Below are 25,014 nucleotides of genomic sequence, written 5' to 3'. Positions count from 1 at the left end.
CGAAGGAGAATGGACCGTGATCGACAGGACGGGTCTGGCGGAGTTCCTCCGCCGCCGCAGGCACGCGATACAGCCCCAGGACGTCGGTCTGCCTCGAGGGGTGCGACGTCGGACCGTCGGACTGCGGCGTGAGGAGGTCGCCGCCCTCTGCCACATGTCCACCGACTACTACGCGCGTCTGGAACGGGAGCGCGGGCCCAGGCCGTCCGAGCAGATGATCGCGTCGATCGCGCAGGGTCTGCACCTGAGCCTCGACGAGCGCGACCACCTCTTCCGCCTCGCCGGTCACCAGCCACCGTCCCGGGGGCTGCTGAGCGAGCACGTCAGCCCTGGCATGCTGCGCATCCTCGATCGTCTGACGGACACACCCGCCGAGATCGTCACCGAGCTGGGCGAGACCCTGCGGCAGACCCCCCTGGGTGTGGCGCTGACCGGGGACGGGGCCGCGTACACGGGACCCGCCCGGAGCATCGGTTTCCGATGGTTCACGGACCCCGACAGCAGGGCGCTGTACCCACCGGAGGATCACGGGCACCTGTCCCGCGTGTACGCGTCGCACCTGCGCCGCGTCGTCACCCTTCGTGGGCCGGGCTCCCGGGCGGAACAGCTGGCCGAGCTCGCCCTCTCCCGCAGCGACGAGCTGCGGCGCCTGTGGGCCTCCCACGAGGTCGGGGTGCGGCACCACGACGTCAAACGGTTCGTCCACCCCCAGGTGGGAGCGTTGGAGCTGCACTGTCAGACTCTCGTGGACCCGCAGCAGTCCCACCTCCTGCTCGTGTACACGGCGGTGCCGGGATCCGAGAGCTACGAGAGGTTGGAGCTGCTGTCCGTCATCGGTGCGGGTGGCACGCCGACCGCGGGTCACAGGGTGCAGCGCGCCCCGTCGTCGGGCAGCTCGAGGTCGACGAGGTAGTCGGCGTCGATCTCGATGCCCTCGACGGTGCACCTGCGCAGGTCGGGGCTCGGGCGCCGTCTCAGCCGGCTCGTGCCGCTGACCGTGACGCTCCGCGTCGTCTAGAGCATTCCTGTGAGGACCCCGCCGTCCACGCGCACCGCTGCCCCGTTCGTCGCTGACGCTAGAGGACTCGCCAGGTAGGCGACGAGCGACGCGATCTCCTCGGGCTCGATGAAGCGTTCGAGCAGCGTCGTCCGGTTCTGGCCGATGATCGACGCCTTGACCGCCTCCGCCGGTGCGGACCGGTCCGCTGCGATGGACTCGACCGTGGTGGCGACGCCGTCCGAGTAGGTCGGGCCGCCGAGGACCGTGTTGACCGTCACGGCTGTGCCGCGGGTGCGCTTGGCGAGGCCGTTGCCGAGCGCGATGCTCGCGGCCTTGGTGACGCCGTAGTGGATCATGTCGGCCGGCACGTTCACCCCGGACTCGCTGCTGATGAAGAGGATGCGGCCCCAGCCGCGCTCGAGCATGCCGGGAAGCGCGTGCCTGGACAGGCGGACCCCGCTCATCAGGTTGACCTCGAGATAGCGCTCCCACTCGTCGTCCGTCACGGACTCGAAGTCCGCGAGACCGAAGAGGCCGACGTTGTTGACCAGGATGTCGACGGCTCCGAGCTCGACGACCAGCGACTCGACGGACGCAAGATCGGTGAAGTCCGCGACGATCCCGGTGTGATCGGAGCCGGGGTGCGCGCGCCTGAGATCCTCCACGACCGCGTCGACCCCCTCGCGGGTGCGCCCGTTCACGATGACCCTCGCGCCCTCTGCGGCCAGCCTCGCCGCGACGGCACGGCCGATCCCCCGTGTCGAACCGCTGATGAACGCCGTCTTGTCACGTAGCTGCAGATCCATGTGCGCTCTCTCCCTGGGGTATCCGTCGATGACTTGCCTGAGCAAGTCAGCCTATGGGAAGTCACTTGCTTGAGCAAGTCACTAGACTGGGACGATGCCTTCCCCTGTCGGGTCCTCTGGTCTCAGCCATGATCACCTCGTCGCGTGGGCCTCCGTCGCCACGGTGCTCGAGCGCCTCCCCGCAGCGCTCGACGCCCAGCTGCGACGCGACCACGACCTGAGCCACTACGAGCACGGGCTGCTCTTCGCCCTGGACAGCGCGGAGGATCGATCGCTGCGCATGAGCACGCTCGCCGGCTACGCGAGCAGCACGCTGTCCAGGCTGTCGCGAGCGGTCTCGCGGCTCGAGAAGAAGGGCTGGGTCCGGCGAGCCGCGGACCCGACCGACGGGCGGTTCACCCTGGCGATCCTCACCGACGACGGGCACGACCTCGTCGCTCGGTCGACCCCTGCGCACCATGCCCTCGTCGAGCAGCTCGTCTTCGCCCCCCTCACCGAGGCGCAGGTGCGTGAGCTCGCTGCCATCAGCGGCCGGATCGCGACGACCATCGATCCGACCGCTCCCTGGACGCCGACGAGCGACGGCTGAGAACAAGCTTCTGCTCCGAGGATCAGGGCGTCCCGGAGTCCTCGAGCCGCACACCGTGCTGCGCCACCCTGATCACAGGGTGCAGCGCGCCCCGTCGTCGGGCAGCTCGAGGTCGACGAGGTAGTCGGCGACGATCCCGTCGACGCACTCGTCGCGTGAGATGAGTGTCCCGTGCTGGTTGGCGTCCACCGTGAGCAGTCGTGCGCCGAGGGTCTCGGCCAGGCTGATGCCGCCGTCGTGCGGCGTCACGGGGTCTCCGGTCGCGGAGATCACGAGCACCTGGGGCAGCCCGTCGATGTCGTCGGCGTAGGGGAAGCCGAGCGTGGGCTCGGACGGCCAGAACTGGCACCCGTCCTGCGTCGCCGGGCTGGTTCCGGGGTCGAGGAACGGCGCTGCGTCGTTGAGGTCGTCACCGAGCTCGGTCATCTCCTCCGCGGTGAGTCGTTCCTCGTCGAGGCAGTTGATGGCGAAGGTGGCCTCGTAGGTGTTCGTGTACTCCCCGGTCTCGGACCGTCCGTAGTACCCGTCGCGGAGCGCGAGGATGGCGTCGGGTCGCCCCGCCTCGAGATCCGCCAGTCCTGTGACGATGGCCGGCCAGCTGGCCTCGGAGTACAGACCGGAGACGATGCCCTCGCTCGCGGCAAGGAAGCCGACCTCCCGTCCGTCCGCCGCCACCAGGGGCTTGTCGACGAGCGGCCGGAGGAGCTCCTGCGCCGCGGCGGTGGCCTGGGTCGGGTCGGTCCCGAGCGGGCACGGTGCCTGCGTCGCGCAGAAGTCGGCGAACCGCTGGAACGAGGCCTGGAGCCCGGCGGTGAGCTGGACCCGGCGTTCACGGGTGTTCTTCAGGGGGTCCACCGCGGCGTCGAGGACGAGGGCCCGGACGTTCTCGGGGAACATCTCGGCGTACACCGCTCCGAGCCGGGTGCCGTAGCTCGCGCCTGCGTAGGTGAGCTTCTCGTCGCCGAGCGCCGAGCGGAGGACGTCCATGTCGCGCGCGACGTCCCGGGTCCCGAGGTGGGCGAGGATCTCCTCGTCTCCCGTCCTGTCCGCGCACTTCTCGACGATCGCGCGTGCGGACTCCTCCGTCCACTCCCCGAGGGCCGCGAGGGGCTCGTCGGCGTCACGCTCCTCGTCGATGTAGCAGTCGACCGCCGGGCGGCTGAGGCCGACCCCGCGGGGGTCGAAGCCGACGACGTCGAAGCGCTCGGTGAGGGGGCCGCCCGTCCACAGCGCGGTGACCAGGGGGGAGAACGTCGTCGCCTGGAAGCCGGGCCCGCCCGGGTTGAGGACGACGGAGCCGATCGGATCGTCACCGGTGGCGGCGTTGCGCGTCACGGCGATGTCGATGGTCGTGCCGTCGGGGTCCTCGTAGTCGATCGGCACCTCGAGCGTGGCGCACTCGGTCCTCTCCGCCGCTTCGAGGATCTCGGGGACGGGCGGCTGGGAGCCCACGATGGTCGGGTCGCACGCCCCGAAGTCGAGCTCCTGGCCCATGAATCGCTCGAGTCCCACCGTGGTCGGGCTCTCGTCGTCGTCCGGTGCGGCGGCTGCGCACCCGGCGACCAGCAGGAGCGACGCAGCGGCCGCCACCGCCGCCCTCGGTCTTGTCGGCCGGCTCGTCTCACGGTCCCGGGGTGTCTGGTGCGGGGTGATGGTCGACATGGTCGCTTCCTCTCGTGGTCGCGCTCTGGACTGATACAGCGTGATAATCAACACGGACGAAACTAGCACGCTGTGATAGACAAGTGCCATGAGAAGGGCATTCCGGTCTCCGGCAGGGACGACACGTCCGGGGGCGGGAAGCGCCGCCGCGGTCCTGCACGCACCAGACCCCACGCACCAGGGAGACCCGAATGTCCGACCATGATCGAACCGACCAGCTCGAGACGGTCTCGGACCGTCGGGTCACGTGGCCCCACCTCTGGGTCGCTGTCGCCCTCGCGCTCGCCCTCTACGCCGCCGGGATCGTGCTCTATCTCCAGATGCCGGACGACGACACCGCGGCGAAGGGACTGGCGCTGTTCGCGATCTCCGGTCTCGCCCCGCTCGGCGGGGTCCTCCTCATGATCGCCGTCCGCAAGCGGACGCCCTCGCTCTTCGGCATCCGCCGTGTCGAACCGAGATGGCTCGCCATCGCCCTCGCCGTGGGGATCGGGGTCGTCGCCCTGAACCTCGGCGTCACCGCTTTCGTGAGCCTCACCACCGACGCCGCGGACGTCCAGGCCGGCTACCAGTCGGCGGCGACCAGCGGGATCGCCGGGTTCGTCGGCGCGATCCTCCTCGGTGCGGTCCTGACCCCCATCGGTGAGGAGCTCCTCTTCCGCGGAGTGCTCTTCTCCCTGCTCACCCGATACAGTTTCTGGCTCGCCGCGATCCTCAGCAGCATCGTGTTCGCCCTGAGCCACGGCATCAACGTCGCCACCCCGGTGGCGCTCGTGGTGGGGTTCGCGGCCGCGTGGCTGATGCACAGGACGAGGTCCATCTGGCCAGGAGTCGTCGTCCATGCCGTCAACAACGCGTCATCGTCGATCATCACGGTCGTCCACGCCGGCCTGATCGCCGGCTGACCGTCGGGAGCTTCCTCAGCCGGCTCGTGACACGACGCGGATCGCGACGATCTCGCACTGCACGGGCACGGACTCTGCGCATTCGTCGCCGATCCAGACCTCGACGGTGTCCCCGGCGGCAAGATCAGAGCGCGTGACCGTACGGCCGTCATGACCGACGACGATCGTGTCGCCCTGCGCTGACCTGTCACGGAGGGACATGCCTTCGAAATACCCACCTGACACGTCCCTGAAGTCACCGTCCTCCCTGGGGGACGTGTCGACGAGGGAGGGCAACGGCTCCCCGGCGACGGTCCCCTCGAGGTCAGCCGGCCGGTCAGGGAGCTCCGACGCATCGACCGAGGGGTCGGAGCAGGCGGTCACGAGCGCCACCAGCGCCACACCCACCCCCAGGGATCGACGTGCTGCGCAGCCGTTCCTGCCGTTCGACCTGCCCCTCATGGCTGCCCCCTCGTCTTGGTGCCCCACCTCCCGTGGTGCGACCTCACCGTGTCTGTGTGCCGACCCGCTCCCATCTTGCGGCACGGTCGTCAGCACATAGGCCTGACCTTCGGATCCGCTAGTTGCCCCGCTCAGGACCAGGACGCTCGCCGGACCGGGTCGCGAAGTCATCGGTATCGACCCGAGCGCCACGATGCTGAGCTGGGCGCGGGCACAACCGGGCGCTATGGACGTGACCTGGATCGAGGGCGACGCCGCGCGGATCGCCCCGACCGGCGACGTCGACCTCGTGCTGGCCACGGGGAACGCGATCATGCACCTCGACGACGACCAGCTGGCCGAGGCCCTCACCCGCATCGCCGGTGCGCTGCGTCCCGGTGGGGTCGTCAGCTTCGAGTCGCGCAACCCCGCGGCGCGCGAGTGGGAGACCTGGACCAAGGACGCGACCCTGGCCCGACGGGACACCCCGGTGGGCCCGCTCGTCGAGTGGGTCGAGGTGGCAGAGGTCGCAGGCGAACGCGTGACGTTCGAGTCGCACACCGTCCTGCCCGGCGGCGATCCCCGGGTCCGCACGAGCGTCCTGCACTTCCGCGGCGCCCATGCCTTCGAGACAGCGCTGCTGGAAGCGGGACTCGTGGACATCGAGGTGCGCGCGGGATGGTTGGGCGAGAGCGTCACGGAACGCTCACGCCTGGTGGTCTACCGGGCATGCACGCGCCTGACGACCTGACGGCGCTCCGCGAGTTCTTCGTTCACGGGCATCCAGGACGCAGGATCAGCCCAGTGCGACGGCGCTCTGGAGTCCCAGGCGCACGTACCCGAGCCGGGCCGCCAGCCGTTCTGAACCCACGTTCCCGACTCGACCGCGCCACTGCACGACCAGACCCTCACCCAGAGCCACCGTCATGGCTGCTGCTGCCGCCGCTGCCGCATATCCGTGTCCGCGTTCCGACGGCCCGGCCGCGACACCCATCTGCGCGACATCAGCCCCCCACCGCTCGTACCCGGCCACCGCGGCCACCCGACCGTCCGCCGTGAAGGACCCCCACCGCTGCGGCATGGTCGAGAGTCCGCTCTCGTCCCACTCGTCGGCCTGGACGCTAGCCCGGAGTTCCTCGACGGCCGCGGGTGAAACCCGCCGCGCGCCGACCGACGACTCCTCGACGGGCCGTCTGTCGCGGAACCAGAGGGACGCGCTGCCGATGGGCCGTGCATCCAACCCGACGAGCCTCCCGGCCACACCGTCCGCATCGAGCAGCGTCCGCTCGTCGAGACCGTCGATCACGTCCGTCGCGGATCCCGGTCCCACGACCATGCAGGAACCACCCAGCTGCAGGACCACGACAGCGCTGGCGGCGTCACGTGGGAAGAATCGGGTCCCTGCCGATGTCAGGGCTCCGTCGGGGATCCTGAGGCGCTCGGCCCAGCCCAGCTGGACGCGCCGAAGCCCTGAGGGCGAGAGCGCTGGAGCGATTGCCGAAGGTGGGTTTGAGGACATCGGACCATCGTGGCAGGGGTGTCCCCGGGAGGTCGGTCTCGTACCCTCATCGAAGACGTGGCGCCGCCCCGCGTGGGAGTCCGACCACCACCGACAACAGCTACCCTGGCCCGGGTCACCTCATCCAGCGCGCAGGTCACCGAGAGCATCATGCCTTTCACCTCGAGCGACTCTCTTCGATATCTACCCGTGGAATCTGCCCCGGCTGACCGGGGCCCACAAGGAGGCAATCTCGTGTCGAGGACGCACACCGGAGCGACCACCCCGGTCGCCGAGCTCGAACCGTGCGCACGACCGGCCGCCGTCGACTACCGGCTCACCGAGAGCGGCGCCGGCCTGACCCTGCGCGACGGAGGAGCCCGATACCGGTGCGCGATGGCGAGCCGTCAGCCGGGCTCGTGCGGATGACCGGCCATCGCGTGGCGTACGTGTGCGTGGCCGACGGTGGCCTCGCGCTCGGCAACCCGGCTGGCACCCACGTCCTGCTCGACGTCGACGGCGTTCACGAGCGGCCGGCAGGCGCGGGGCGGCCTGCTTCGCCCCGCGACGGGCAGCGTGAGGGGTGGAGCGTGCCGTGGTCCGAGGTCGTGCGGCTGGATGTGGAGGCGACCCGCACGCGTCTGCGGCACCCCGGGTTCTGTGCGGGTGCCATCACTGCGGCGCTGGCGACGGTGGGTCTCGAGTGGGAGCCGCGAACCTGCCCGGTGACAGTTCGCGTGGGCACCTCGCGCGGCGAACGCTCGGCGGACTGCTCCGGCTACGAAGGCCGGGGGTACTTCGTCGACCGCGCCACGGCCCTGGAGCAGCTCTTCGGGCTGCTCGTCAGCCACCCGGCCCAACGGGACAGCCTCGCGGACCCTCTGGCCGTGCTGACGCGCGTCGTCACCGCCTCGAGCCTCCGCGACCCCGACGCGATCCGCACCGCACTGACCGCGAGCTCGTAATCCTGGAAAGAGCATGCAGGGCGCCTCAAGGAAAGAGCGAAGGCGGAAGACGCTGATCGTCGACATGAAGAGGGATCACCGCCGCCGATGGTCAGCGGTCGCTCCAGCGTTCCTCACCATCGACGATGGTCCCTGTACATCGCAGGCCGATGGCACGTGCCACTCCGGCTGAAGCGGTGTGGTCCGGGTGGACGTGCGCCATGAGACCGCTCACGTGGTGCTGTCGTAACCAGGCGGCCAGGGCGACGGCGGCCTCGCGGGCGTAACCGGAGCCTTGGTAGTCGGTCGAGACGATCCAGGCGACCTCTGCCGTCCCGTCGTCGGTGACGGTCGCCTGGACTGTGCCGATCAGCTCCGCGGTGCCGAGCCTTCGCAGCATCCAGTTCAACCAGGTCTGTGACCCGTCAGGAGATCGCCCGACGACCTGGCGCTCATAGTGCGATCGGAGCTCCTCGGCGCTGGCCGGGGAGCTCCCGGTGTACTGGTGAAGCGCCACGTCGTCGAAGGCCTGAGCCGCCTCGTCGGCGTGCTCGACCCGTAGGGGCTCCAGGTCGAGGCTCGACCTGCGGATGGGCCCGGCGACAACCCCAGGTCTGGCAACGGCACGGGCGGACGCGGTGCCGTCAGGAAGCACTCGTCAGGCGGCGTACGACGTACTGGTTGAGGCTCAGGTGCTCCTGCGCTGCCTCCATCGCGAGTCTGCGGTGGAGCTGCTCTCCGATACGCAGGTTGAACTTGCCGGAGTAGGCCCGTGACGACAGCGGCTCAGGTACCGGCTCGTCATTGCTGAGCATGTCCTCGATGACATCGGCGAGGAGTTCGCGCAGCCCTCGGAGGGCATCTTCCTGGGTGTCGGCCAGCCACGAGAGGGAAGGCAGTTCCAGGCAGGTGGCGACGTACTCCTCGTCCTCGGCGGACCAGGTGACCCGGTAGGTGTACCGAGTGATGTCCACGGTGCTGGCGGCGTTCATGCCTCTGCCTCCTTCTTCTCGATCGCGGCGAGAACTTGCCTGACTTGGTATGGCTTGGCCTGTCCGTGGTCGTTCTGGATGTTGACCCGCGGGTCCCCGGGCCAGGGCGTCTTGAAGACCGCGTGCGATCCGCTGCCGGTTCGGGGCCGACCGAAGTAGTGCTCGCACACCTTCGCCAGATCGTCGTAGCGGATGCTGCGGGGGCTCTTGCGCATCGCTGCGACGATCTTGATTACCGAAGGCACTGCTCCATGGTACCGCGGGTAGTACTGCTCTGCTAGGGGCGTGCCGACGAACAGAGGCGATGCGGGGCGGTGGATGTCCCAGACGTCAGTCGCGGCGGTGCGGTGCGCTTCGGAGGGCCATTCGCGGGCGTAGAGGAGCTCTTCGGCCAGGGGTCCGTTAAGGGAGCCGAGTTCGGGCGCGATCCCCTCGCACCGTTCGCTGGTCGCCGCGGTCCTCCCGGCACGCTGGGTCAGCTGGTCACGTACGTGTCGAGGAAGGTGGTGACCTCTGCTTGTGCGATCTGGTTGGCGAGGGTGCCCCAGAGCATGTCGAAGCCGTGCTGCGCGCCGCCGATGAGCACGAGGTGATTGTCGACGCCTGCCCTTGTCAGTGCGGCGGCGAGCTCCTCGGCTTGTTCCGCCGGCACCATGCCGTCGTGCGTCCCGTGGAGGATCAGGGTGGGGGGCGTGTCCGAGGAGATGTGGGTGATGGGGGACATGTCCGTGTAGCGGTCGGGCTCTTCGGCGGAGGTCGCACCGAGGTAGGTGTGCAGCATCCTCACGGCCTCGGTGGAACCTGAGTCCGCTTCCAGAGCTGTGAGGTCGCCGGGGCCGTAGAAGTCGATGACTGCGCGCACCGAGGTGTCCTCTCCGCAACCCTCAGGCGCTGGGTGGTCGCTGGTGTACCCGGCGAGCATCGCCAGGTTGGCCCCTGCGGAACCACCACCGATCGCGACTCGACCCGGGTCGAGGTCATAACGGTCGGCCTGGTCGTGCACCCAACCGATCGCGCACCTCACGTCCGTGATCGACGTCGACCATGAGGGGGCCTGCGGGGTGGAGAGGCGGTAGTCGATGGAGAAGACCGTGATTCCCTGCGCCGTGAGGGCCTGGAAGAACGGTGCCCACTGAGCTCGGTCACCGCCGACCCAGCCGCCGCCGAAGACGTAGACGAGAGACGCGTGACTCGCCTTCTCCGCGGCGTCGGGGCTCGCAGGAGCCCAGACGTCGACCTCGAGGTCTTCCCCGCCCACCGTCCGATAGGTCTGGGTCTCAGCGGGCTTCGTGCTCCCCTCTGCTGGCCGGGACTCGAACAGCCGAGAGACGGAGAGGGACGTTCCCGCTCTCTGTGCTGCGTGGGCCGCGCCGACGGTCGGCCACGCGATACCTGCTGCGAGGGCGACGGCCAGGACTGCGGCGACCATCGCGAGGAACGTCCTGTTCTTCTTCCGGGCGAGCACCGCGACGACGGCGTCGGCCACGACCAGGACCGTCAGGAACGGGAAGACCAGCCCCGTGACCAGTCCGGCGGTGAGGAGCAGCTCGCCGGGGTAGACCGGCAGGAGGAGCCCCAAGATGCAGATGAGGTTGAGGGCCGCCCAGACGATCAGCAGCACCGCGGCACCGGCATGCCGGCCACGTCCGGTCCTGGGGCGCGAGTCCCCGAGATCGGGTGAGGTCGGGTGGTCGGCCATGGAGGGCATGTGAGTCCAATCGCAGATCTAGTGTCAGTTGCTGACATTAGGTTGATGACTGTGGTCCGTCAACCGCGCCCTCCCGGGTGAGGTTGGATCTATGATTGGTCAGTGACCGCCTCGCACCCCGCCCGTCCTGACGGACGCCGCAGCCGCCGTGACGTTACTCGTCAGCGCCTCCAGCGGGCGGCCGTCGACCTGTTCATCGAGCAAGGGTTCGGTGCGACGAGCACGGTCCAGATCGCAGAGCGTGCAGGGGTCTCCGAGCGGACCCTCTTTCGTGCCTTCTCCACCAAGGCGAGCCTCGTCTGGCACGACCCCTTCATCTACCGGTTGCTCACCGCCTTGGAGGCATCACCGCCCACCAGCACACCGGTGGCCCAGCTCCTGGCGGACACCGCCCTGCAGGCCGTCCGGGCGATCCCCGACGACGAGTGGCAGCTGAACGTCCGCAGACGACTCGTGGCGCTGTCCACCCCCGAGCTGATCGCCGCCGGGACCCAGGACCTGCAGAGCAGCGCAGACCGGATCGAGGCGGCGCTTCGCACCGTGGCGGGAACTGCCCACCAGGAACCCGGCCCCGAGCCGTCCACCCTGACCCTGTTCACGTGGTTCACGCTGGTGGGGTTCACACGAGTGCCTCTGACGGAGACGACCACCCGAGAGGACTGGGCCCAGGCTCTCGTGCGCATCGTGGACCTCGCCGCCCACGGCGCACTCGTCAACCGGCTGCACACCTGACGGAATTGCGCCCTGGTGACCGGCGATGGAGGACACAGCCCCGACCGCGGAGGTGTCCTCCTCCCGGACGCCCTGCGGTGGCTCTGGGCTGGTACCTGAGGAGTTCCGTATGGTCTGCGCGACGTCACTATAGGCCGCGTCAGGACGGCCGGACCGTCCACGCCGCCTGGGCGACCGACTGCTGACGGTCGAGCTGGCGCACTCTCACCGCAGTGCTTCAGCAAGCGTCAGCGTGCCGATGACGATGAGTGTGACAGCGGCGACGCTCAGGAGGCCCGCGCGGACTCGCGGCGAGGTGCCGATGCTCGGGATGCGACGCACGCCTTCTCCCACGAGGGTCAGCCACAGGAGGAGCATCACGACGTGCACGCCGGCGAACAGGAAGAAGAGTGCAGGGCCGGCGAGATCATCCGTGCCTAGCCCCGGGACGACCAGCGCGTAGAGGCTGAGCGCCTTGACGTTGGTGATGAGGGCGAGGAACGCCCAGAGCACGAGCTGCCGGGCCGGACGAGGACCAGGCGTCGTGAGATGCGTCGACCTGCGTGCCTTGACCAGGGAGCCGACGCCGAGGATCACCAGGACCGTGCCACCCGCCACTCCGAAGACGGACCGGGCGGTGGCGTTCTCGGCGAGGAACCGCGCGACACCGCTGAGGGCGGCGATCGACGCGATGACAGTGATACCGAGCGCCGTCCCTGCCCACACCTTGACCGGTGCGCGACGGTCGCCGCTGCTGGCGGCGTCGATCGTGATGGCGAAGCTCGCGCCGGGGCTGACGACGAAGGGAAGTACCGTCAGTGCCAGGAGCACGAGGGTCATGGCGCGGACACCCTGAGGCCGGTCACCTGCGTCCCGCCGTCACCGAGGTCGTGGAAGAGATGTTCGTGGCGGAGCGCGCGGAGGGTGACCTCGTCGCCGAGCCCAAGCCTGAGGACTACGTCGGGGACAGCATCGATGGACGTCACGACTTCGACCAGGGTGGGCACGCGGTGAGTCTATGACCGGACCGAGCGGTCACCGGGCGGTCGACAGCTGCCAGCCCGCGGTGTCACACCGGCCATCCTCGTCGTTGCCTGCTGCCAGGACGCTCTCGTCGGAGCAGAGGCCGAGGGTGTGGGCGGATCCTGCCGCAACCGCCACCACGCCCCGCCATCCTCGGACGTCGCACTGCCCGCGACTGTTGTCACCAGCTGCGAGCACCCGGCCTCCGGCGACGACCCCGACCGTGTGGCGGCTTCCTGCGGACAGGGCCACCACGTCGCGCCACGCGGACACGTCCATGACTCCCGCAGACGGGTCGCCTGCGGCGACCACTTGACCATCTCCGGTGAGAGCGGCGGTGTGGAGGTAGCCTGCGGCGATCGCTCGGACACCCCGCCATCCGGCGACCTCGCACTGCCCCCTGCGGTCGTTCCCCACGGCCAGGACGGTGCCGTCGTCCCGCAGCCCGACGGAGTGCCAGTCCCCGGCAGCGACGGCGACCAACCCGCTCCAGTCCTCGACGTCGCAGGCCCCCTCGGCGCGACGACCGGTCGCGCGTGCCGTCCCGTCCGCGACGACCGCGAGGGTGCGTCGCCAACCGGCGGCGATGGTGACGACGTCGCGCCAGCCGTCGACGTCGCACTGTCCTTCGTCGTTCCAACCCGTCGCGAGGACCGTCCCATCCTGGCGGAGCCCCACCGTGTGGGCGCGGCCGGTGTTCGCGGCCGTGTGGACGTTCCCCGCCGCGACAGCGACTACACCGCTCCACCCCCTGGTGCGCAGCTCCTCGGCGCCCCGGCGACCGGCCGCGATGCGAGCGTGGTGGCGATGGGAGGTCACCGGTCGATGGTTCCAGAGCTGTCGCTCGTCCGACGGACCGGGCCTCAGGCGGGGACGACGAGCACCTTCCCTCGGACGGCGCCCGTGGCGGCCTCCGCGTGGAGGGCGGGGAGCTCGGAGAGCGGGATGCGTCGGGTGACCTCGACGGTGAGCTCCCCGTCGTCGACGAGGGACACCAGCTCGGTGAGCCGTTCCCTGTTCGGGAGGACGAACACGGTGGCTGCCCGAACGCCGCGGTTCTCGTCGCTCGGGGTCGTCATGAACGCCGTGGTGCTGACCACGGCGCCACCGTCCCGGACGAGGGCGACGAGCGCGGCGAAGCGCTCCGGGTCGATCGGCGCGAGGTTGAGCAGCACGTCGACCTGCTGCTGGTCGACGGCGTCGAGCAGATCGACCGTGGTGTGGTCGACGATCTGGTCCGCACCCGCTGACCGCACCGCGTCGACGCTGTGCGGGCTCGCGGTCGCGACGACGTGCGCACCGGCGCGCTTGGCGAGCTGGACGGCGTACTTGCCCACCACGCCGCCCGCCCCGACGACGAGCAGGCGCTGCCCCGCCTCGAGCCGACCGTCATCGAAGAGCGCCTGCCACGCGGTCAACGCCACCGACGGAAGTGCCGCGCCGTCGGTCAGCGGGAGGGTCCTGGGCGCCTGGACCAACGCCTCCTCGGGTGCGATCACGTACTCCGCTGCCCCGCCGTCCCGCTCCATCGGGAGGAACCCGACGACCTGGTCCCCGACAGCGAGATCCTCGACCCCCTCGCCGAGAGCGTCCACGGTCCCCGAGACGTCGTAGCCAGGAACGTGCGGAAGCTCGACCGGGATCGGCAGGAACCCGGCTCGCATCCCGGCGTCGGCGGGGCTGAACGCGGACGCCGCCACCCGCAGCCGCACCTGTCCGGCGGCCGGCTCCGGACGCTCGATCTCCTCGTACCGGAGCACCTCGGGTCCGCCGACCTCGTGGAAAAGTACTGCCTTCATGGGGGTTCTCCTTCGTCATGTGCTTCGAGTTCGAAGTAACTGAGGAGAACGTAACACTGCTTCGAAGTCGAAGCAATAGGTAGGATGGGTTGCATGAGCGACGCACCCCCAGCCCTGACCCCAGTACAGCTCCGGGCCTACTTCGCATTCACCGAGGTGAGCAAGCTCCTGCGCCACGAGATCGAGAAGCAGCTCCGCGACGTCGGAGGTCTCAGCTACGTCCAGTTCCATCTGCTCGCCCGCCTCGGCGACGTCGCGGGCGGGACGCTCCGCATGACGGACCTCGCCGACGGGGTCGTCTACAGCCGGAGCGGGCTGACCTACCAGGCGCAGCTCCTCGAGCAGCGCGGGCTCGTCACCCGCGCCCCCTCCCCGGACGACGAGCGGAGCACGGTCGTCGCGATCACCGACGCAGGGCGGGAGGTGCTGGCCGCGGTGTTCCCCGGGCACATCGAGGCGGTCCGCACGCTGCTCTTCGCGTCCTTGTCCGACGGTGACGTCGAGGATCTCGCCCGCATCCTCGGTCAGGCGGCCGACCATCTCCGCACGATCCCGCCGCGCTCGGCGGACCAGCGGCGGCGCAAGACCCGGTAGGGGCGGGGCTCACGATCCATCGAGTCCTCAGCGCGGTCCACGACCGCCGGTCCTCTGCGGTCGCTTCCTCGTCAGGGAGTCACCTCCGAGTCGTCCGCGACGCCCGCGAACCTGTCCAGGCCGTCGTACGACCCGGTGCGGTAGAACTCCTCGACGATGCGCAGCACGAGTCCCAGGTCGGTGATGATCTCTCGCTCGGTGCAGAAGTAGCCCTGGTCGCTGGTCCACAGGCGCACCTCACGGTCCGGCCGTGACGGGTCGGAGAACTGCCACCCGGGCACGGACTGGGTCAACGCATACCGGCCGCGTCCGCCGATGACGAGGAGCGCCTCGTCGTCGTCATGTTCGGTGCAGCTCAGCTCCACGATCGGGAACTCGTGATCATCGAGCCGTGAGACCGCGGCCGCGACGTCGTCCCAGGTCGGTTCCACCGTCACCACGGTGTCCCCAGGCCGGTCGGCGGGATATCGGATCACGGTCAGGTGGTGGACGGGGGAGCTCATCGGGAGACACGTCCGCTGAGCGCGCTGAGCAGCTCCATGCCCACCCGGTCGACGCTGCGGACGTCGTTGGCGAGGGCGACGACGCCGACGCCAGCCTCAGGGACGAAGCCCGCGAGGGCGCGGAAGCCGCCGGTGCCGCCGTTGTGCCAGAGCGCGACGTGTCCGCCGGGCAGGGGCACCCGGAGCCAGCCGAGCCCGATGCCGAGGCGCCTCCCGGGGCGGCGTTCGGGGTGGGTGAGGGCGATCGCGGGTGCGAGCGGGGTGTCCTCGGGGCGCAGCTGGGCGTGGAGGAAGGTGAGCATGTCGGTGGCCGTCGAGCGCAGCGCACCGGCGCCGGGCAGGCCGGCGACCTCCCAGTGGCCGGTTGGTCGGCGACGCCCACGGTGCCCGGCGGCCTCCCGCGCGGCCTGCTCGGTGTCGGGCAGGAGCACGGTGTCGGTCATCCCCAGCGGCCCGCAGACCCGGGAGCGGACCAGCTCGGCGTAGTCGGTCGCACCTGCCGCCGCGACCAGTGCGTGCCCCAGGACCCCGGCGCCGAGGTTGGAGTACGCGACGGGCCCGGTGCCGGGTGTGCGACGCAGGGTCGTCGACTCCAGGGCGGCGAGCAGCCCGGCGCGGTCGAACGTCTCCCACGGGTCGCCGTCACGGTGCTTCCACTGGGAGGCGAGCGCGGTGGGGAGCGACATCGGGAGCCTGGGCAGCCCGGACGTGTGCGTCGCGAGGTGCTCGACGGTGATCGCGACACCGTCGCGGGTCGGGACGGTCACCTCCGGCAGCAGGTCGCCGACGGGCGTCTCCAACGACAGCTCGCCCCGCGTCACGGCCTCGGCCAGCAGAAGCGCGGTGAACACCTTGGTCACCGAGCCGATCTCGAACACGCTGTCCGCCTGCGGCGACGGACCGTCGGGCGCGCGGAGCCGCCCCGCGGTCGCGACCGATCGCGCACCGTCGGCCGTCACGGCCCCGACCACCAGCCCGACGTGCCGTCGGCCCTCCCGGGCGACGGCGCGCTCGACCGCCTCGTCGAGCGCACCCGTCTCCGCGGGAACGCCAGATGAGAGCGCAGCAAGGTCTCGCTCGTCGGTCACAGGGATCTCCTCGTCATGACGGCAGCGTAGCGACAGGTGTCAGTGTGCACTCCGCACCGCGTAGCGCAGGGCGATCGGCCCCGCGGGGAACCGCCGGCTGTCCAGGAGCTCGAGGTCCAGCCGCACGTCCCGCGGCAACGCCGGCTTCCCGCCGCCCACGATGACGGGGTGGACGACGAGGACGCACTCGTCGACCAGCCCGTGCCGGAATGCCTCGGCGCCCAGCGCCGCGCCACCGACGCTCAGGCCCGCCTGTGACGACTCCTTGAGGGCCCGGACCGCGTCCGCGTCGAAGCGCCGCTCGATCCGTGTCCGCGCCGTCGACACCTCGTCGAGCGTCGAGGAGTACACGACCTTGTCGGCGTCACGCCAGATCACGGCGTACTCGCGGACCACGGCCGGGGCGTCCGCCAACCAGGCGTCGTCCTCCCAGACGCGCATCGTCTCGAACATGCGGCGCCCGTAGAGCGACGTGCCGACCTGCCGCTCGTGCTCGTTCCAGAAGGCGTGCAGCTCGTCGTCGGGCACGGACCAGTCGAAGGACCCGGTGGCGTCCTCGACGTACCCGTCGAGCGACGTGTTGGCTGCGTAGACGAGCGTGCCCATGAGTGCCTCCGACCGGACGGGACTCCAGTGTCGCGCGTCACGACGCCACCCGCCCGGCGACGGGTCTGGACCGTCGTGCCGTCAGGCGACGGCCTCGCCGGCGGGCGTCGGCCGGTCCGGCGCGAGGCGTGGCACCAGGCGGACGAGGACGACCATGGCGACGAGCTCGACGAGCGTCTGGGTGACCACGGCGAGCGGCACGATCGCGAGCTGCGGCGGCAGCGCGAGGGCCAGCGGCAGGACGACCAGGGAGTTGCGTGTGGTCGTGGAGAACATCACGGCGCGCGTCGCGGGCACGTCGAGCCTCCCCAGCCGGGCCGCGACCCTGCCGAGGAGGACCGCGACGACGACGAACCCGACGTACAGGGGCACGACGCGGGCCAGGGCCGCGGCCTCGGAGCCGACGGCCGCGACCTGGGAGCCGACGACCACGGCCAGGGTGACCATCATCAGCGGCACCATCGCTGCGGCCATGACGTGCTCGACGGCCCTGCCGGCAGCACGACGGCGGGCGAGGGCCTGGACGAGCGCCGCGGCGGTGAGCGGGGCGACGATGAGCACGACGAACGCCTCGACGAACGGTGCGACCTCGATGACGTCGAGGACCTCCGCCCCGGCGAAGAGGGAGAGGTAGGCGGGCAGGAGGAGCATCTGCACGACCATGAGCAGCGGCGTCGCGCTGAGGAGCCGGGCGCGCGCCCCTCCCGCGAGGCCCGTGAACACGATGACGTAGTCGACGCACGGCGTCAGGAGGACCAGCAGGACCCCGAGCGCGAGCCCGGGGTCGTCCGCGACGAACCGGGACAGCGCGAAGGCGACCACGGGCACCGCGACGAAGTTCGACACCGCGACGGTGAGGAGGAACCTCACGTCCTTGAGTCCCTGCCCGACCTCGACCAGGGGCACACCGAGGAACGTCGCGAACAGCAGGAGCGCCAGCGCCGGGGTGATGGCGTGCCCCAGGGCTGGGGCGAGACCGGGCCCAGCGAGGCCCGCCACGGCCCCGAGGGCGATCGACGCGAGATAGAGAGGAACCTGGCTCCGGTCCCACCACTCCACGACGCGACCCGTCACGAGGTGCTCCCGTCCTCGGGCGCACGGCGCCCAGGCGTGGGCAGCACCCGGCCGACGACGCCGGCGACGTCGTCCCCGGTGAGGCCCGCGGCCCGCAGCACGGCGGCAGCAGCGGGATGCGGGGCGCCGTCCCAGCCGTCGGTCCCGAGGGTCTCGAGGAGGCTGATGGTCGTGGCCTGCAGCACCCGGACGAGGACCGCCGGTGGGAGGTCCGTCGTGAAGCGCCCTGCGCGCTGCCCGGTCTCGACGATGGCGAGGACCTCGTCGCTCACCGGCGCCAGGAAGCGCTGGATGCCAGGGCTGTCGAAGGTCTGGCGCGCCATGGTGAGCAGCAGCCGGTAGCGGGCGCCCTGCTCCCAGATGGCGGACGCGAAGCGGGCGAGGGCCTCGGCGGGGTCGTCGTCGGCGTGGCGACGGACGGCCGTGACGGCCTCGAGCAGCTCCGCCGCGGCGCCCGCGCCCAGCTCCACGACGAGGGCCTCGCGGGTGGGGAAGTGCGCGTAGACCGTGCGGCGCACCACCCCGGCGGCGCGGGCGATGTCGTCCATGCTCACCGCGCCGTCGCGGGCCAGGAGGTGCGACGCGACCTCGAGGATGCGAGCCCGGTTGCCGCGCGCGTCGGCCCGCCTCCGCGGCGGTCGGGCCGTGGCGTCCGTCGCGCCCGTCGTCTCGTCCTTGCTGCCGTCGGCCCGCACGTGTCCTCGTCTCCTCCGGTGCGCCCCGCGCACGTCACACCATCAATACTTGCACACCTGTGTGCAAGTAAGTAGCGTGACAGGTCGACGCACCGTCGCGCCACGGGCACCGCCGCTCATCCCACCACCGTTCGACCGCGCAGCGCCGCTGCGCCCACAAGGGGCTCCCATGTCGCACACAGACGAGACCGACCGCACCCAGCACCGGTCGCGGCGTCGCTCACCGCTGCTCCACCCGATGGTCTGGGCCCTGCCCACCGTCATCGTCCTGATCGTCGCCGCCACCATGGCCGCCCTCTACCTGGGCGGCATCCTCAACCCCACCACGAACATCAGCGGCTTCCCCGTCGCCGTCGTGAACGAGGACACCGGCACCATCCTCCCCGACGGCACCGCGGTGGACGTCGGGCAGAGTGCCGCCGACGCGATCGTCGACGGCGTCGACCCCGACCAGTACGCCGTCCAGCGGCTCACCCTCGCCGAGGCGGAGGAGCAGATGGACCGCGGCGACCTGTACGGGGCCGTCGTGCTCCCGGCCGACCTGAGCACCGACCTCGTGGCCTACGGGAACGCCGCCGCCGCGGGCGAGTCCGCCGAGCAGCCCGCCGTGCAGGTCCTCACGAGCCCGCGCGTCGGCTCCGCGGCCGTCGGCACCGTCACCCGGCTGGGTCGGTCCGCCCTCGACACCGTGGGGCAGCAGACCGGTGAGCAGCTCACCGCGATGATCACGCAGATGCGCGCCACCGCCGGGGACACCGCCCCCCTCGGTGGCCTCGCCGCCGACGCGATCGCCGACCCGCTGGCCGTGGATGTCGTCGCCCACAACCCCCTGCCCGACGGCACCGGCACCGGGCTCTCCGCCTTCTACTACGCGCTGCTCCTCGTCCTCGCGGGCTTCACCGGGACCATCATCGCGAACACGTTCATCGACGCGCGGCTCGGGTTCCTGCCCGCCGAGTTCGGCCCCTTCTACCGGCTGCTGCCGCACTCCGGCGCCAGCCGCCTCGCGACCCTGGTCACCAAGTGGGTGGTCATGGGCCTCGTCGCCCTCGGCGTCTCCGCCGTCTACATGGCCGTGGCGCACGCCCTCGGCATGCCGATCGACCACCCCGCGCAGCTGTGGGCGTTCGGTGCCGCGGCCGTCTTCTCGGTCGCCGTCCTCGCGCAGGCCCTCCAGGCCGTCCTGGGCAACCTCGGTCTGCTGCTCAACCTCTTCCTCTTCATCGTCCTCGCCCTGCCCAGCGCGGGCGCCACCATGCCGCTCGAGATGGTTCCGCCGTTCTTCCGCTGGCTGGGCGGCTTCGAGCCCATGCACCAGATCTACGAGGGCACCCGGTCCATCCTGTACTTCGGGGCGACCGCCGACTCCGGGCTGCGGCGCGGCCTCGTCGCCGCGGCGGCCTTCACCGTCGTCGGGCTGGTCGTCGGCCTCGTGGGAACTGCGGCCTACGACCGCAGAGGCCTGCACCGCACGCCCGCGCCGACGGGTGCGCACCGGGAGGCGAGCCCCGAGCCCGTCACGACCGGCCGGTGAGCCCCAGGTCGTCGATGCGCCCGGCCGGGCCGGTGCGCATCGACTCGTTCGCCGCGATGCCCACCGACACCGCACGCACCCCGTCCATGTAGCCCGCGGCGCGCCCCAGCGGGTCGTCGCCCACGCGCAGGTCACGGCGGAAGACGTCCATGAGGAGGATCGCGTCGCCGCCGCCGTGGCCGCCGATGCCGTCGGGCACCGGAACCTCCTCGGCGCGGTGCCAGTGCTCCTGGACCACCAGACGCTCGCCCTCCGGGCGCAGGTGATCCACCGGCGAGCCGCCCGGGGTGGCCGACGGGTCGAGGACCACGTTGCCGTCGTCGTCCACCTCGACGAACCCGCGCTCCACGACCTCGAGCTCGGCGCGCCCGGCCGTCCCGTTCACCGTCACCCGGTACCCCTCCCACGGGCTGTGGGCGTTGAGCGAGTACGTGAGCGTGGCGCCCGAGCGGTAGTCGACGAGCACCGACATGGTGTCCTCGATGGTGATCCCCGGACCGAACACGTCCTGGTCGCGCAGGTACCCGTCGTGGTGCTCGGCGTCGAGGTACAGGGCCTCGAGCCGGGGGTCGGTGCGCAGGTCGAGCGCGAACGGGTCGCCCTGCACGCCCGTGCCGCGGGCGGGGCGCTCCCCGAGGCCGCGTTCCGCCGCATTGGTGTCGCCGTAGAAGCGCAGGGCGCCCGACGCGAAGACGCGCACCGGCTCGTCGCCCAGCCACCAGTTCACGAGGTCGAAGTGGTGGCTCGACTTGTGGACGAGGAGCCCGCCCGAGCTCGCCTTGTCGCGGTGCCAACGGCGGAAGTAGTCGGCGCCGTGCACGGTGTCGAGGGCCCACTCGAAGTGGACGCTCGTCACCGTCCCGATGCGGCCCGACGCGATGACCTCGCGGAGCGTCGAGTTCCTGGGCGCGTACCGGTAGTTGAACGTCATGACGACGTCGCGGCCGGTGTCGGCGACGGCGCCCGTGATGCGGCGGCACCCGTCGGCGTCGGTGGTGAGCGGCTTCTCGACGACCACGTCGGCGCCCGCCCGCAGCGCCCGGTCCACGAGGTCGGCGTGCGTGCGGTCGAGGCTCGTGACGACCACGACGTCCACCGCCTGCTCGCTGATCATCGCCTCGAGGCCGTCGGGCGTGTACCGGGGGAGGCCCGCGGGCCCGGCGAGGCCCAGGGCGGTGCCCACCTGGGCGTCGTAGTAGTCGATGCGTCCCGGGTTGGGGTCGAGCCACGCGACGATCTCACCGACGTCCGCGTGGTCGCCGGTGAGTGCCCCGACGTACATGCCCGCCCGGTGGCCGGTGCCCGCGACGGCGTAGCGCCGCCGGGCCCTGCCCGCGGGGACGGGCGCGAACTCCGGGACGACGCCCTCGCCCGCGCGGGCGCTCGTGCTCGACGCCGGGGCGGGAGCGGTGGGGTTCTGGTCGACGGGGCTGGTCGTCCTCGGGCCGGGCGTCGGGGTGGCGGGATGCGTCATTGCGGGTCCTCTCACGGCCGGGCGCGGTCGTCCTCGAGATGAGTGACCGTTCACTCTGGCGCGATCCCGACGCTAGCGAAGCCCCTCGCGGTGTGTCAAGATCGGCCGGTCGGCGTCCGCCGACCACCGCACGTCGGCCCGGGAGGTGTGCCATGACCGGTGAGACCCCCGGCGCGGACGACGCTCCTGCGAGTCCCGTCCCTGCGGTTCCCCGGCGCCCCACCATCCGCGAGGTGGCACGCCTCGCGGGCGTGTCCCACCAGACCGTGTCGCGGTTCCTGCGCGCCGACCAGACGGTCGCCCCCGCGCTCCAGGACCGCATCAGCGCGGCAGTCGTCGAGCTCGACTACCGGCCCAACCTCGTGGCCCGCGCCATGCGGGACCGCCGGACGGGGCGCCTCGCGCTGCTCCTGCCCGCCGGCACCGCGGTGAGCTCCCTGGAGATGCTCACCGGTGCGTCGGACGCCGCCCGGGAGGCCGGGTTCGTCGTCGAGGTCGTCACCCTCGGCGGCCCCGTCGACGGACGCGCGGGCCGCGTGCTCGAGCTCGCCGACTCCGGGCTCTTCGAGGGCATCGTGTCCCTGACACCGGTGCCGGTGGACGACGACCGGCTCGGGTCGTTCCGCACCCCCGTCGTGGTGTCGCCGGAGTACGACGAGGCGATGCGCGGCATCGGGCGCCTCGCCGACGCGGAGCGCCTCGCCGAGATCGTCGAGGCCCTCGCCGACCTGGGGCACCGGAGGTTCCTCCACCTCGGGGGTGACTACGCGCACACCTCCGCGCGACGGCGGCGCGAGGTGTACCTCGAGACCGTGGAGCGCCTGGGCCTCGAGTCGTGGGGCGTCGTCGACTGCGGCTGGTCCGCCGATGCCGCCCGTAGGGCCGTGGGGGACCTCCCGGGCGACTGTGGGGTGACCGCGATCGTGGGCGCCAACGACAAGGTCGCCGCCGGCGCCGTCCGCGGTGCGGCCGAACGCGGGTGGAGCGTGCCGGACGACGTGAGCGTCACGGGGTGGGACAACAACGCCCTCGGGGCGGTGATGATGCCGTCCCTGACGACGGTCGACGTCGACCATGAGGCCCTCGGCCGCGGCGCCGTGGCGCACCTCGTGGCGATGCTCGGGGGTGCGCCCCCCGCGGTCGACGACCGCCCCCTCACCACCGTCCTGTGGCGCGAGTCCACGGGCCCTGCGCCCGCCGCCACCCCACCGACCGCGAAGAGCCGCAGAGCGTAGGGTCGAGACATGCCAGACGGGCACGCCATCGGTGTGAGGCCGCGACCGTGACGCCGGACGACGAGCCCTCGAACGGTGTGTCCTCGGATGACGTGGACTCGGACGGCGTGGCCTCGCAGAGGCGAGCCCTCTCGTGGATCACCGTGGTGCTTGCCACCTTGATCGCGGGAGCCGCCGTCGCGGCGATCTGGGCGGACGCCGTTCCTCGCGCCATGGTCTGCCCGGCCGTCTACCCGGGACCCGACTGGTGCACGCCCGGCGCCCGTCAGCGCTCCGGGGTCACGTGGACGGCCGCGATGGTGGCGGTCTGGGCGCTCGTGGTGGCGGTGGCTCTGACCCTCGGACGGCTCGCCCGCTGGCTCCTGGGAGCCGGTGTGGTCGTCCTCGCAGTCGTGGGAATCGTCGGCTACCGCGCGGTCATGGGCTCGACCGGGTACGCCATCGGTTGAGGTGACCTGCACGGCGCCGCGCGGCGTGGAGCGGCTGCGAGGATCTGCGTATGGAGAAGCACCGCGAGCCGCGCCGCCCCGACGTGACGACCCTTGATCTCGTGGGGGGCGTCGAGGCGCGCGAGCTCCGGCTGCACGACCCCGACGACCGGTGGGCAGCCGAATACGAGACGCACCGTCGACGGATCCTCGACGCCCTCGCCGGGCACGACGTGGACGTCGAGCACATCGGGTCCACGTCGGTCCCCGGCCTGGCCGCGAAGCCGATCATCGACATCGTCGTCGTGGTCGACGACATCACCGCCGAGGAGGACTACCTCGACGCGCTCCTGGCTGCCGGGTACGAGCTCCGCGTCCGCGAGCCCGGGCACCGCATGGTGCGCACACCCGCCCGCGACGTCCACGTCCACGTCTACGAGCGCGGCGCCACCGCCGTCGACGACTACCTCCTCCTGCGCGACCACCTGCGCACCGACGTGGACGACCGCGACCTCTACGAGCGCACCAAGCGGGCCCTGCTCACCCGCCGCTGGGAGGACATGAACGCCTACGCCGACGCGAAGACCGACGTGATCGTCGCGATCAAGGGCAGGGCGAGAGCGGCCCGCGGGCGCTGACCGGTCCAGCGGCCGGTGGCAGGGTCGCCGTCGTCGTGAAGCCCGCGAGCGCGCAGGTCACACGTCGGCGAGGATCTCCCGGGCGAGCGCGTCCGGGGCGACCTCGGGGATCCAGTGGTTCTCGTCGAGCTCGACGAACCGGTACGGGGCCGACACGTGGTCGGCCGTGAGCTCGGCGGCTCGTCGCCCCAGGGCCGTGTCCCCGGAGCCCCACACGTACGTGGTGGGGACCCGGACGCGGCGGTCACCACCGTCCATGCGGGACCCTCCCGGCAGCCACGCGCCCCGGTACCAGTTGAGGCCACCGGTGAGGGCGCCGGGCTCGTCCATGAAGCGTGCGTAGTCGCGGGCCACGTCGCGCGGCAGGCCGCTCGCCACGAGGGTGTCGACCATGCGCTCCGGCAGGACGCGCTCCGGGACCTCGGGCAGCTGGAAGAACCCGATGTACGCGGACCGCAGCAGCTGCGCGGACGTCAGGAGCGACCGCTGCAGGGCCTTCGGGTGCGGGGTGGACACCACGGTGAGCCGTTCGAGGCGTTGCGGGGCGACCGTCGCGAGCTGCCACGCGACGAACCCGCCCCAGTCGTGGCCCACCACGTGCACCTTCTCGGCGCCTGACGCGTCGACGAGCGCCAGCACGTCCCGCACCAGCTCCGCCGACCGGTACGCGGCACGGCCGCGCGAGCGTGCGCCTGGCGAGTACCCGCGCTGGTCCGGGGCGAGGGTCCGGAACCCCGCGTCGTTGAGCGCAGGCGTCACGCCCCTCCAGCTCGACCTGTTCGCCGGGAAGCCGTGGAGGAGGACGACGACGGGGCCGTCGAGAGGACCCGCGTCGTCGACGTCGAACACCGCGCCGTCGCGGGAGAACTGGGTGAGCCGATCCATCGTCGCTCCTTCGGTGCCGGGTGCGTGGTCTCCTCCCAGTCGATGCCACACGGGGCGTGGGTGCAACCGCGAGCGCGCCCCGCGCGGCGTGGGTGCGAGATGCGTCACAACATCCCTGGTCACGGGGGCGCGCGGAGATACTCGCGGGTGCGGGGTGTTGTCGCCCCAACAGCCCCCTGTGGTTCCTCACCTGCAGCCCCACC

Annotated in this window: 30 protein-coding genes and 1 pseudogene; 12 read left to right on the top strand and 19 right to left on the bottom strand. The window is 71.3% G+C overall.

Annotated elements, in window-relative coordinates; all coding sequences use genetic code 11:
* Positions 1 to 16: 16 nt before the first annotated feature.
* Positions 17 to 913: a helix-turn-helix transcriptional regulator gene (locus JAV76_RS01840; protein WP_198732303.1), complete on the top strand. Its 897-nt coding sequence runs from the start codon at positions 17 to 19 to the stop codon at positions 911 to 913.
* 101 nt (positions 914 to 1,014) lie between these two features.
* On the opposite strand, the gene JAV76_RS01835 is transcribed toward JAV76_RS01840, so the two are convergent.
* The gene (locus tag JAV76_RS01835) at positions 1,015 to 1,806 is read right to left on the bottom strand and encodes an SDR family NAD(P)-dependent oxidoreductase (protein WP_198732302.1); all 792 of its coding nucleotides are present in this window, start codon (positions 1,804 to 1,806) and stop codon (positions 1,015 to 1,017) included.
* 94 nt (positions 1,807 to 1,900) lie between these two features.
* Here JAV76_RS01835 and JAV76_RS01830 point away from each other — a divergent pair, with 94 nt between their 5' ends.
* On the top strand, positions 1,901 to 2,395 hold the full coding sequence (locus JAV76_RS01830; protein WP_198732301.1) for a MarR family winged helix-turn-helix transcriptional regulator: 495 nt from the start codon (positions 1,901 to 1,903) through the stop codon (positions 2,393 to 2,395).
* Between the two features lie 72 nt (positions 2,396 to 2,467).
* Here the strand turns inward: JAV76_RS01830 and JAV76_RS01825 are convergent, their stop codons facing one another.
* A complete protein-coding gene (locus JAV76_RS01825) occupies positions 2,468 to 4,057 on the bottom strand; it encodes an alpha/beta hydrolase (protein ID WP_198732300.1) in 1,590 nt (529 codons plus the stop codon).
* 191 nt (positions 4,058 to 4,248) lie between these two features.
* Between JAV76_RS01825 and JAV76_RS01820 the strand changes: the two genes are divergently transcribed.
* A complete protein-coding gene (locus JAV76_RS01820) occupies positions 4,249 to 4,962 on the top strand; it encodes a CPBP family intramembrane glutamic endopeptidase (protein WP_198732299.1) in 714 nt (237 codons plus the stop codon).
* A 15-nt stretch (positions 4,963 to 4,977) separates the two neighbouring features.
* Here the strand turns inward: JAV76_RS01820 and JAV76_RS01815 are convergent, their stop codons facing one another.
* Positions 4,978 to 5,499, bottom strand: coding sequence for a hypothetical protein (locus JAV76_RS01815; protein WP_198732298.1), 522 nt, complete (start codon positions 5,497 to 5,499; stop codon positions 4,978 to 4,980).
* A 55-nt stretch (positions 5,500 to 5,554) separates the two neighbouring features.
* On the opposite strand from JAV76_RS01815, the pseudogene JAV76_RS01810 reads away from it, so the two are divergent.
* Positions 5,555 to 6,133 (top strand): annotated as a pseudogene (locus tag JAV76_RS01810) (class I SAM-dependent methyltransferase); the annotation flags it as partial.
* Between the two features lie 45 nt (positions 6,134 to 6,178).
* On the opposite strand, the gene JAV76_RS01805 reads toward JAV76_RS01810, so the two are convergent.
* Positions 6,179 to 6,718: a GNAT family N-acetyltransferase gene (locus JAV76_RS01805; RefSeq protein WP_198732297.1), complete on the bottom strand. Its 540-nt coding sequence runs from the start codon at positions 6,716 to 6,718 to the stop codon at positions 6,179 to 6,181.
* Between the two features lie 417 nt (positions 6,719 to 7,135).
* On the opposite strand from JAV76_RS01805, the gene JAV76_RS01800 reads away from it, so the two are divergent.
* Positions 7,136 to 7,309: a hypothetical protein gene (locus JAV76_RS01800; protein ID WP_198732296.1), complete on the top strand. Its 174-nt coding sequence runs from the start codon at positions 7,136 to 7,138 to the stop codon at positions 7,307 to 7,309.
* Positions 7,306 to 7,845: a hypothetical protein gene (locus tag JAV76_RS01795; protein ID WP_198732295.1), complete on the top strand. Its 540-nt coding sequence runs from the start codon at positions 7,306 to 7,308 to the stop codon at positions 7,843 to 7,845. Before JAV76_RS01800 ends, JAV76_RS01795 begins: the two co-directional genes overlap by 4 nt.
* Positions 7,846 to 7,936: 91 nt before the next feature.
* On the opposite strand, the gene JAV76_RS01790 is transcribed toward JAV76_RS01795, so the two are convergent.
* From JAV76_RS01790 to JAV76_RS01775, 4 genes are all read right to left on the bottom strand, one after another.
* A complete protein-coding gene (locus tag JAV76_RS01790; RefSeq protein WP_198732294.1) occupies positions 7,937 to 8,479 on the bottom strand; it encodes a GNAT family N-acetyltransferase in 543 nt (180 codons plus the stop codon).
* Entirely contained in the window at positions 8,469 to 8,816 is a 348-nt protein-coding gene (locus JAV76_RS01785; RefSeq protein ID WP_198732293.1) for a type II toxin-antitoxin system HicB family antitoxin, read from the bottom strand. Before JAV76_RS01785 ends, JAV76_RS01790 begins: the two co-directional genes overlap by 11 nt.
* Positions 8,813 to 9,061, bottom strand: a complete 249-nt coding sequence (locus JAV76_RS01780) for a toxin HicA (RefSeq protein WP_307843945.1) — start codon at positions 9,059 to 9,061, stop codon at positions 8,813 to 8,815. The genes JAV76_RS01785 and JAV76_RS01780 overlap by 4 nt, the downstream gene beginning before the upstream one ends.
* Before the next feature lie 230 nt (positions 9,062 to 9,291).
* Positions 9,292 to 10,515 (bottom strand): alpha/beta hydrolase, encoded by a 1,224-nt coding sequence (locus tag JAV76_RS01775; protein ID WP_198732292.1) that lies wholly within the window; start codon positions 10,513 to 10,515, stop codon positions 9,292 to 9,294.
* A gap of 111 nt (positions 10,516 to 10,626) precedes the next feature.
* Between JAV76_RS01775 and JAV76_RS01770 the strand changes: the two genes are divergently transcribed.
* The gene (locus JAV76_RS01770) at positions 10,627 to 11,256 is read left to right on the top strand and encodes a TetR/AcrR family transcriptional regulator (protein WP_198732291.1); all 630 of its coding nucleotides are present in this window, start codon (positions 10,627 to 10,629) and stop codon (positions 11,254 to 11,256) included.
* 204 nt (positions 11,257 to 11,460) lie between these two features.
* Here JAV76_RS01770 and JAV76_RS01765 read toward each other — a convergent pair whose 3' ends face one another.
* Genes JAV76_RS01765 through JAV76_RS01750 form a run of 4 tightly spaced genes read right to left on the bottom strand, consistent with a single transcriptional unit; the run spans position 11,461 to position 14,057 of the window.
* Positions 11,461 to 12,075, bottom strand: a complete 615-nt coding sequence (locus tag JAV76_RS01765; RefSeq protein WP_198732290.1) for a LysE family translocator — start codon at positions 12,073 to 12,075, stop codon at positions 11,461 to 11,463.
* Positions 12,072 to 12,242 carry a hypothetical protein gene (locus tag JAV76_RS01760; protein WP_198732289.1) on the bottom strand — a complete coding sequence of 57 codons (171 nt, stop codon included), beginning with the start codon at positions 12,240 to 12,242 and terminating at the stop codon, positions 12,072 to 12,074. Before JAV76_RS01760 ends, JAV76_RS01765 begins: the two co-directional genes overlap by 4 nt.
* Before the next feature lie 28 nt (positions 12,243 to 12,270).
* On the bottom strand, positions 12,271 to 13,077 hold the full coding sequence (locus JAV76_RS01755) for an RCC1 domain-containing protein (protein WP_198732288.1): 807 nt from the start codon (positions 13,075 to 13,077) through the stop codon (positions 12,271 to 12,273).
* Between the two features lie 44 nt (positions 13,078 to 13,121).
* Positions 13,122 to 14,057, bottom strand: a complete 936-nt coding sequence (locus JAV76_RS01750) for an NADP-dependent oxidoreductase (RefSeq protein ID WP_198732287.1) — start codon at positions 14,055 to 14,057, stop codon at positions 13,122 to 13,124.
* 93 nt (positions 14,058 to 14,150) lie between these two features.
* Between JAV76_RS01750 and JAV76_RS01745 the strand changes: the two genes are divergently transcribed.
* Positions 14,151 to 14,651: a MarR family winged helix-turn-helix transcriptional regulator gene (locus JAV76_RS01745; protein WP_198732286.1), complete on the top strand. Its 501-nt coding sequence runs from the start codon at positions 14,151 to 14,153 to the stop codon at positions 14,649 to 14,651.
* Between the two features lie 71 nt (positions 14,652 to 14,722).
* On the opposite strand, the gene JAV76_RS01740 is transcribed toward JAV76_RS01745, so the two are convergent.
* From JAV76_RS01740 to JAV76_RS01720, 5 genes are all read right to left on the bottom strand, one after another.
* A complete protein-coding gene (locus JAV76_RS01740) occupies positions 14,723 to 15,082 on the bottom strand; it encodes an Imm1 family immunity protein (protein ID WP_198732285.1) in 360 nt (119 codons plus the stop codon).
* 68 nt (positions 15,083 to 15,150) lie between these two features.
* A complete protein-coding gene (locus tag JAV76_RS01735) occupies positions 15,151 to 16,242 on the bottom strand; it encodes a serine hydrolase domain-containing protein (protein ID WP_198732284.1) in 1,092 nt (363 codons plus the stop codon).
* 39 nt (positions 16,243 to 16,281) lie between these two features.
* Complete coding sequence (locus tag JAV76_RS01730; protein ID WP_198732283.1) at positions 16,282 to 16,848, bottom strand: dihydrofolate reductase family protein; 567 nt, start codon at positions 16,846 to 16,848, stop codon at positions 16,282 to 16,284.
* Positions 16,849 to 16,929: 81 nt separating this feature from the next.
* Positions 16,930 to 17,922 (bottom strand): arsenic resistance protein, encoded by a 993-nt coding sequence (locus JAV76_RS01725; protein WP_198732282.1) that lies wholly within the window; start codon positions 17,920 to 17,922, stop codon positions 16,930 to 16,932.
* Positions 17,919 to 18,617, bottom strand: coding sequence for a TetR/AcrR family transcriptional regulator (locus JAV76_RS01720; protein ID WP_198732281.1), 699 nt, complete (start codon positions 18,615 to 18,617; stop codon positions 17,919 to 17,921). Before JAV76_RS01720 ends, JAV76_RS01725 begins: the two co-directional genes overlap by 4 nt.
* 169 nt (positions 18,618 to 18,786) lie before the next feature.
* On the opposite strand from JAV76_RS01720, the gene JAV76_RS01715 reads away from it, so the two are divergent.
* The gene (locus JAV76_RS01715) at positions 18,787 to 20,151 is read left to right on the top strand and encodes a YhgE/Pip domain-containing protein (RefSeq protein WP_198732280.1); all 1,365 of its coding nucleotides are present in this window, start codon (positions 18,787 to 18,789) and stop codon (positions 20,149 to 20,151) included.
* Here the strand turns inward: JAV76_RS01715 and JAV76_RS01710 are convergent.
* The gene (locus tag JAV76_RS01710) at positions 20,135 to 21,625 is read right to left on the bottom strand and encodes a Gfo/Idh/MocA family protein (RefSeq protein ID WP_198732279.1); all 1,491 of its coding nucleotides are present in this window, start codon (positions 21,623 to 21,625) and stop codon (positions 20,135 to 20,137) included. The two genes, JAV76_RS01715 and JAV76_RS01710, sit on opposite strands and share 17 nt — an antisense overlap.
* Before the next feature lie 152 nt (positions 21,626 to 21,777).
* On the opposite strand from JAV76_RS01710, the gene JAV76_RS01705 reads away from it, so the two are divergent.
* The 3 genes from JAV76_RS01705 (at position 21,778) to JAV76_RS01695 (ending at position 23,926) form a co-directional block, all read left to right on the top strand.
* Complete coding sequence (locus tag JAV76_RS01705; RefSeq protein ID WP_198732278.1) at positions 21,778 to 22,860, top strand: LacI family DNA-binding transcriptional regulator; 1,083 nt, start codon at positions 21,778 to 21,780, stop codon at positions 22,858 to 22,860.
* A gap of 146 nt (positions 22,861 to 23,006) precedes the next feature.
* Entirely contained in the window at positions 23,007 to 23,309 is a 303-nt protein-coding gene (locus tag JAV76_RS01700) for a hypothetical protein (protein ID WP_198732277.1), read from the top strand.
* A 50-nt stretch (positions 23,310 to 23,359) separates the two neighbouring features.
* Positions 23,360 to 23,926: a GrpB family protein gene (locus JAV76_RS01695; protein WP_198732276.1), complete on the top strand. Its 567-nt coding sequence runs from the start codon at positions 23,360 to 23,362 to the stop codon at positions 23,924 to 23,926.
* A gap of 57 nt (positions 23,927 to 23,983) precedes the next feature.
* On the opposite strand, the gene JAV76_RS01690 is transcribed toward JAV76_RS01695, so the two are convergent.
* Positions 23,984 to 24,811 carry an alpha/beta fold hydrolase gene (locus JAV76_RS01690; RefSeq protein WP_198732275.1) on the bottom strand — a complete coding sequence of 276 codons (828 nt, stop codon included), beginning with the start codon at positions 24,809 to 24,811 and terminating at the stop codon, positions 23,984 to 23,986.
* Positions 24,812 to 25,014: the final 203 nt, after the last annotated feature.

It is taken from the genome of Sanguibacter suaedae, assembly GCF_016342785.1.
GTDB classification, from domain to species: Bacteria; Actinomycetota; Actinomycetes; order Actinomycetales; family Cellulomonadaceae; genus Sanguibacter; species Sanguibacter suaedae.
This window is presented reverse-complemented; position numbering and strand designations above follow the sequence as displayed.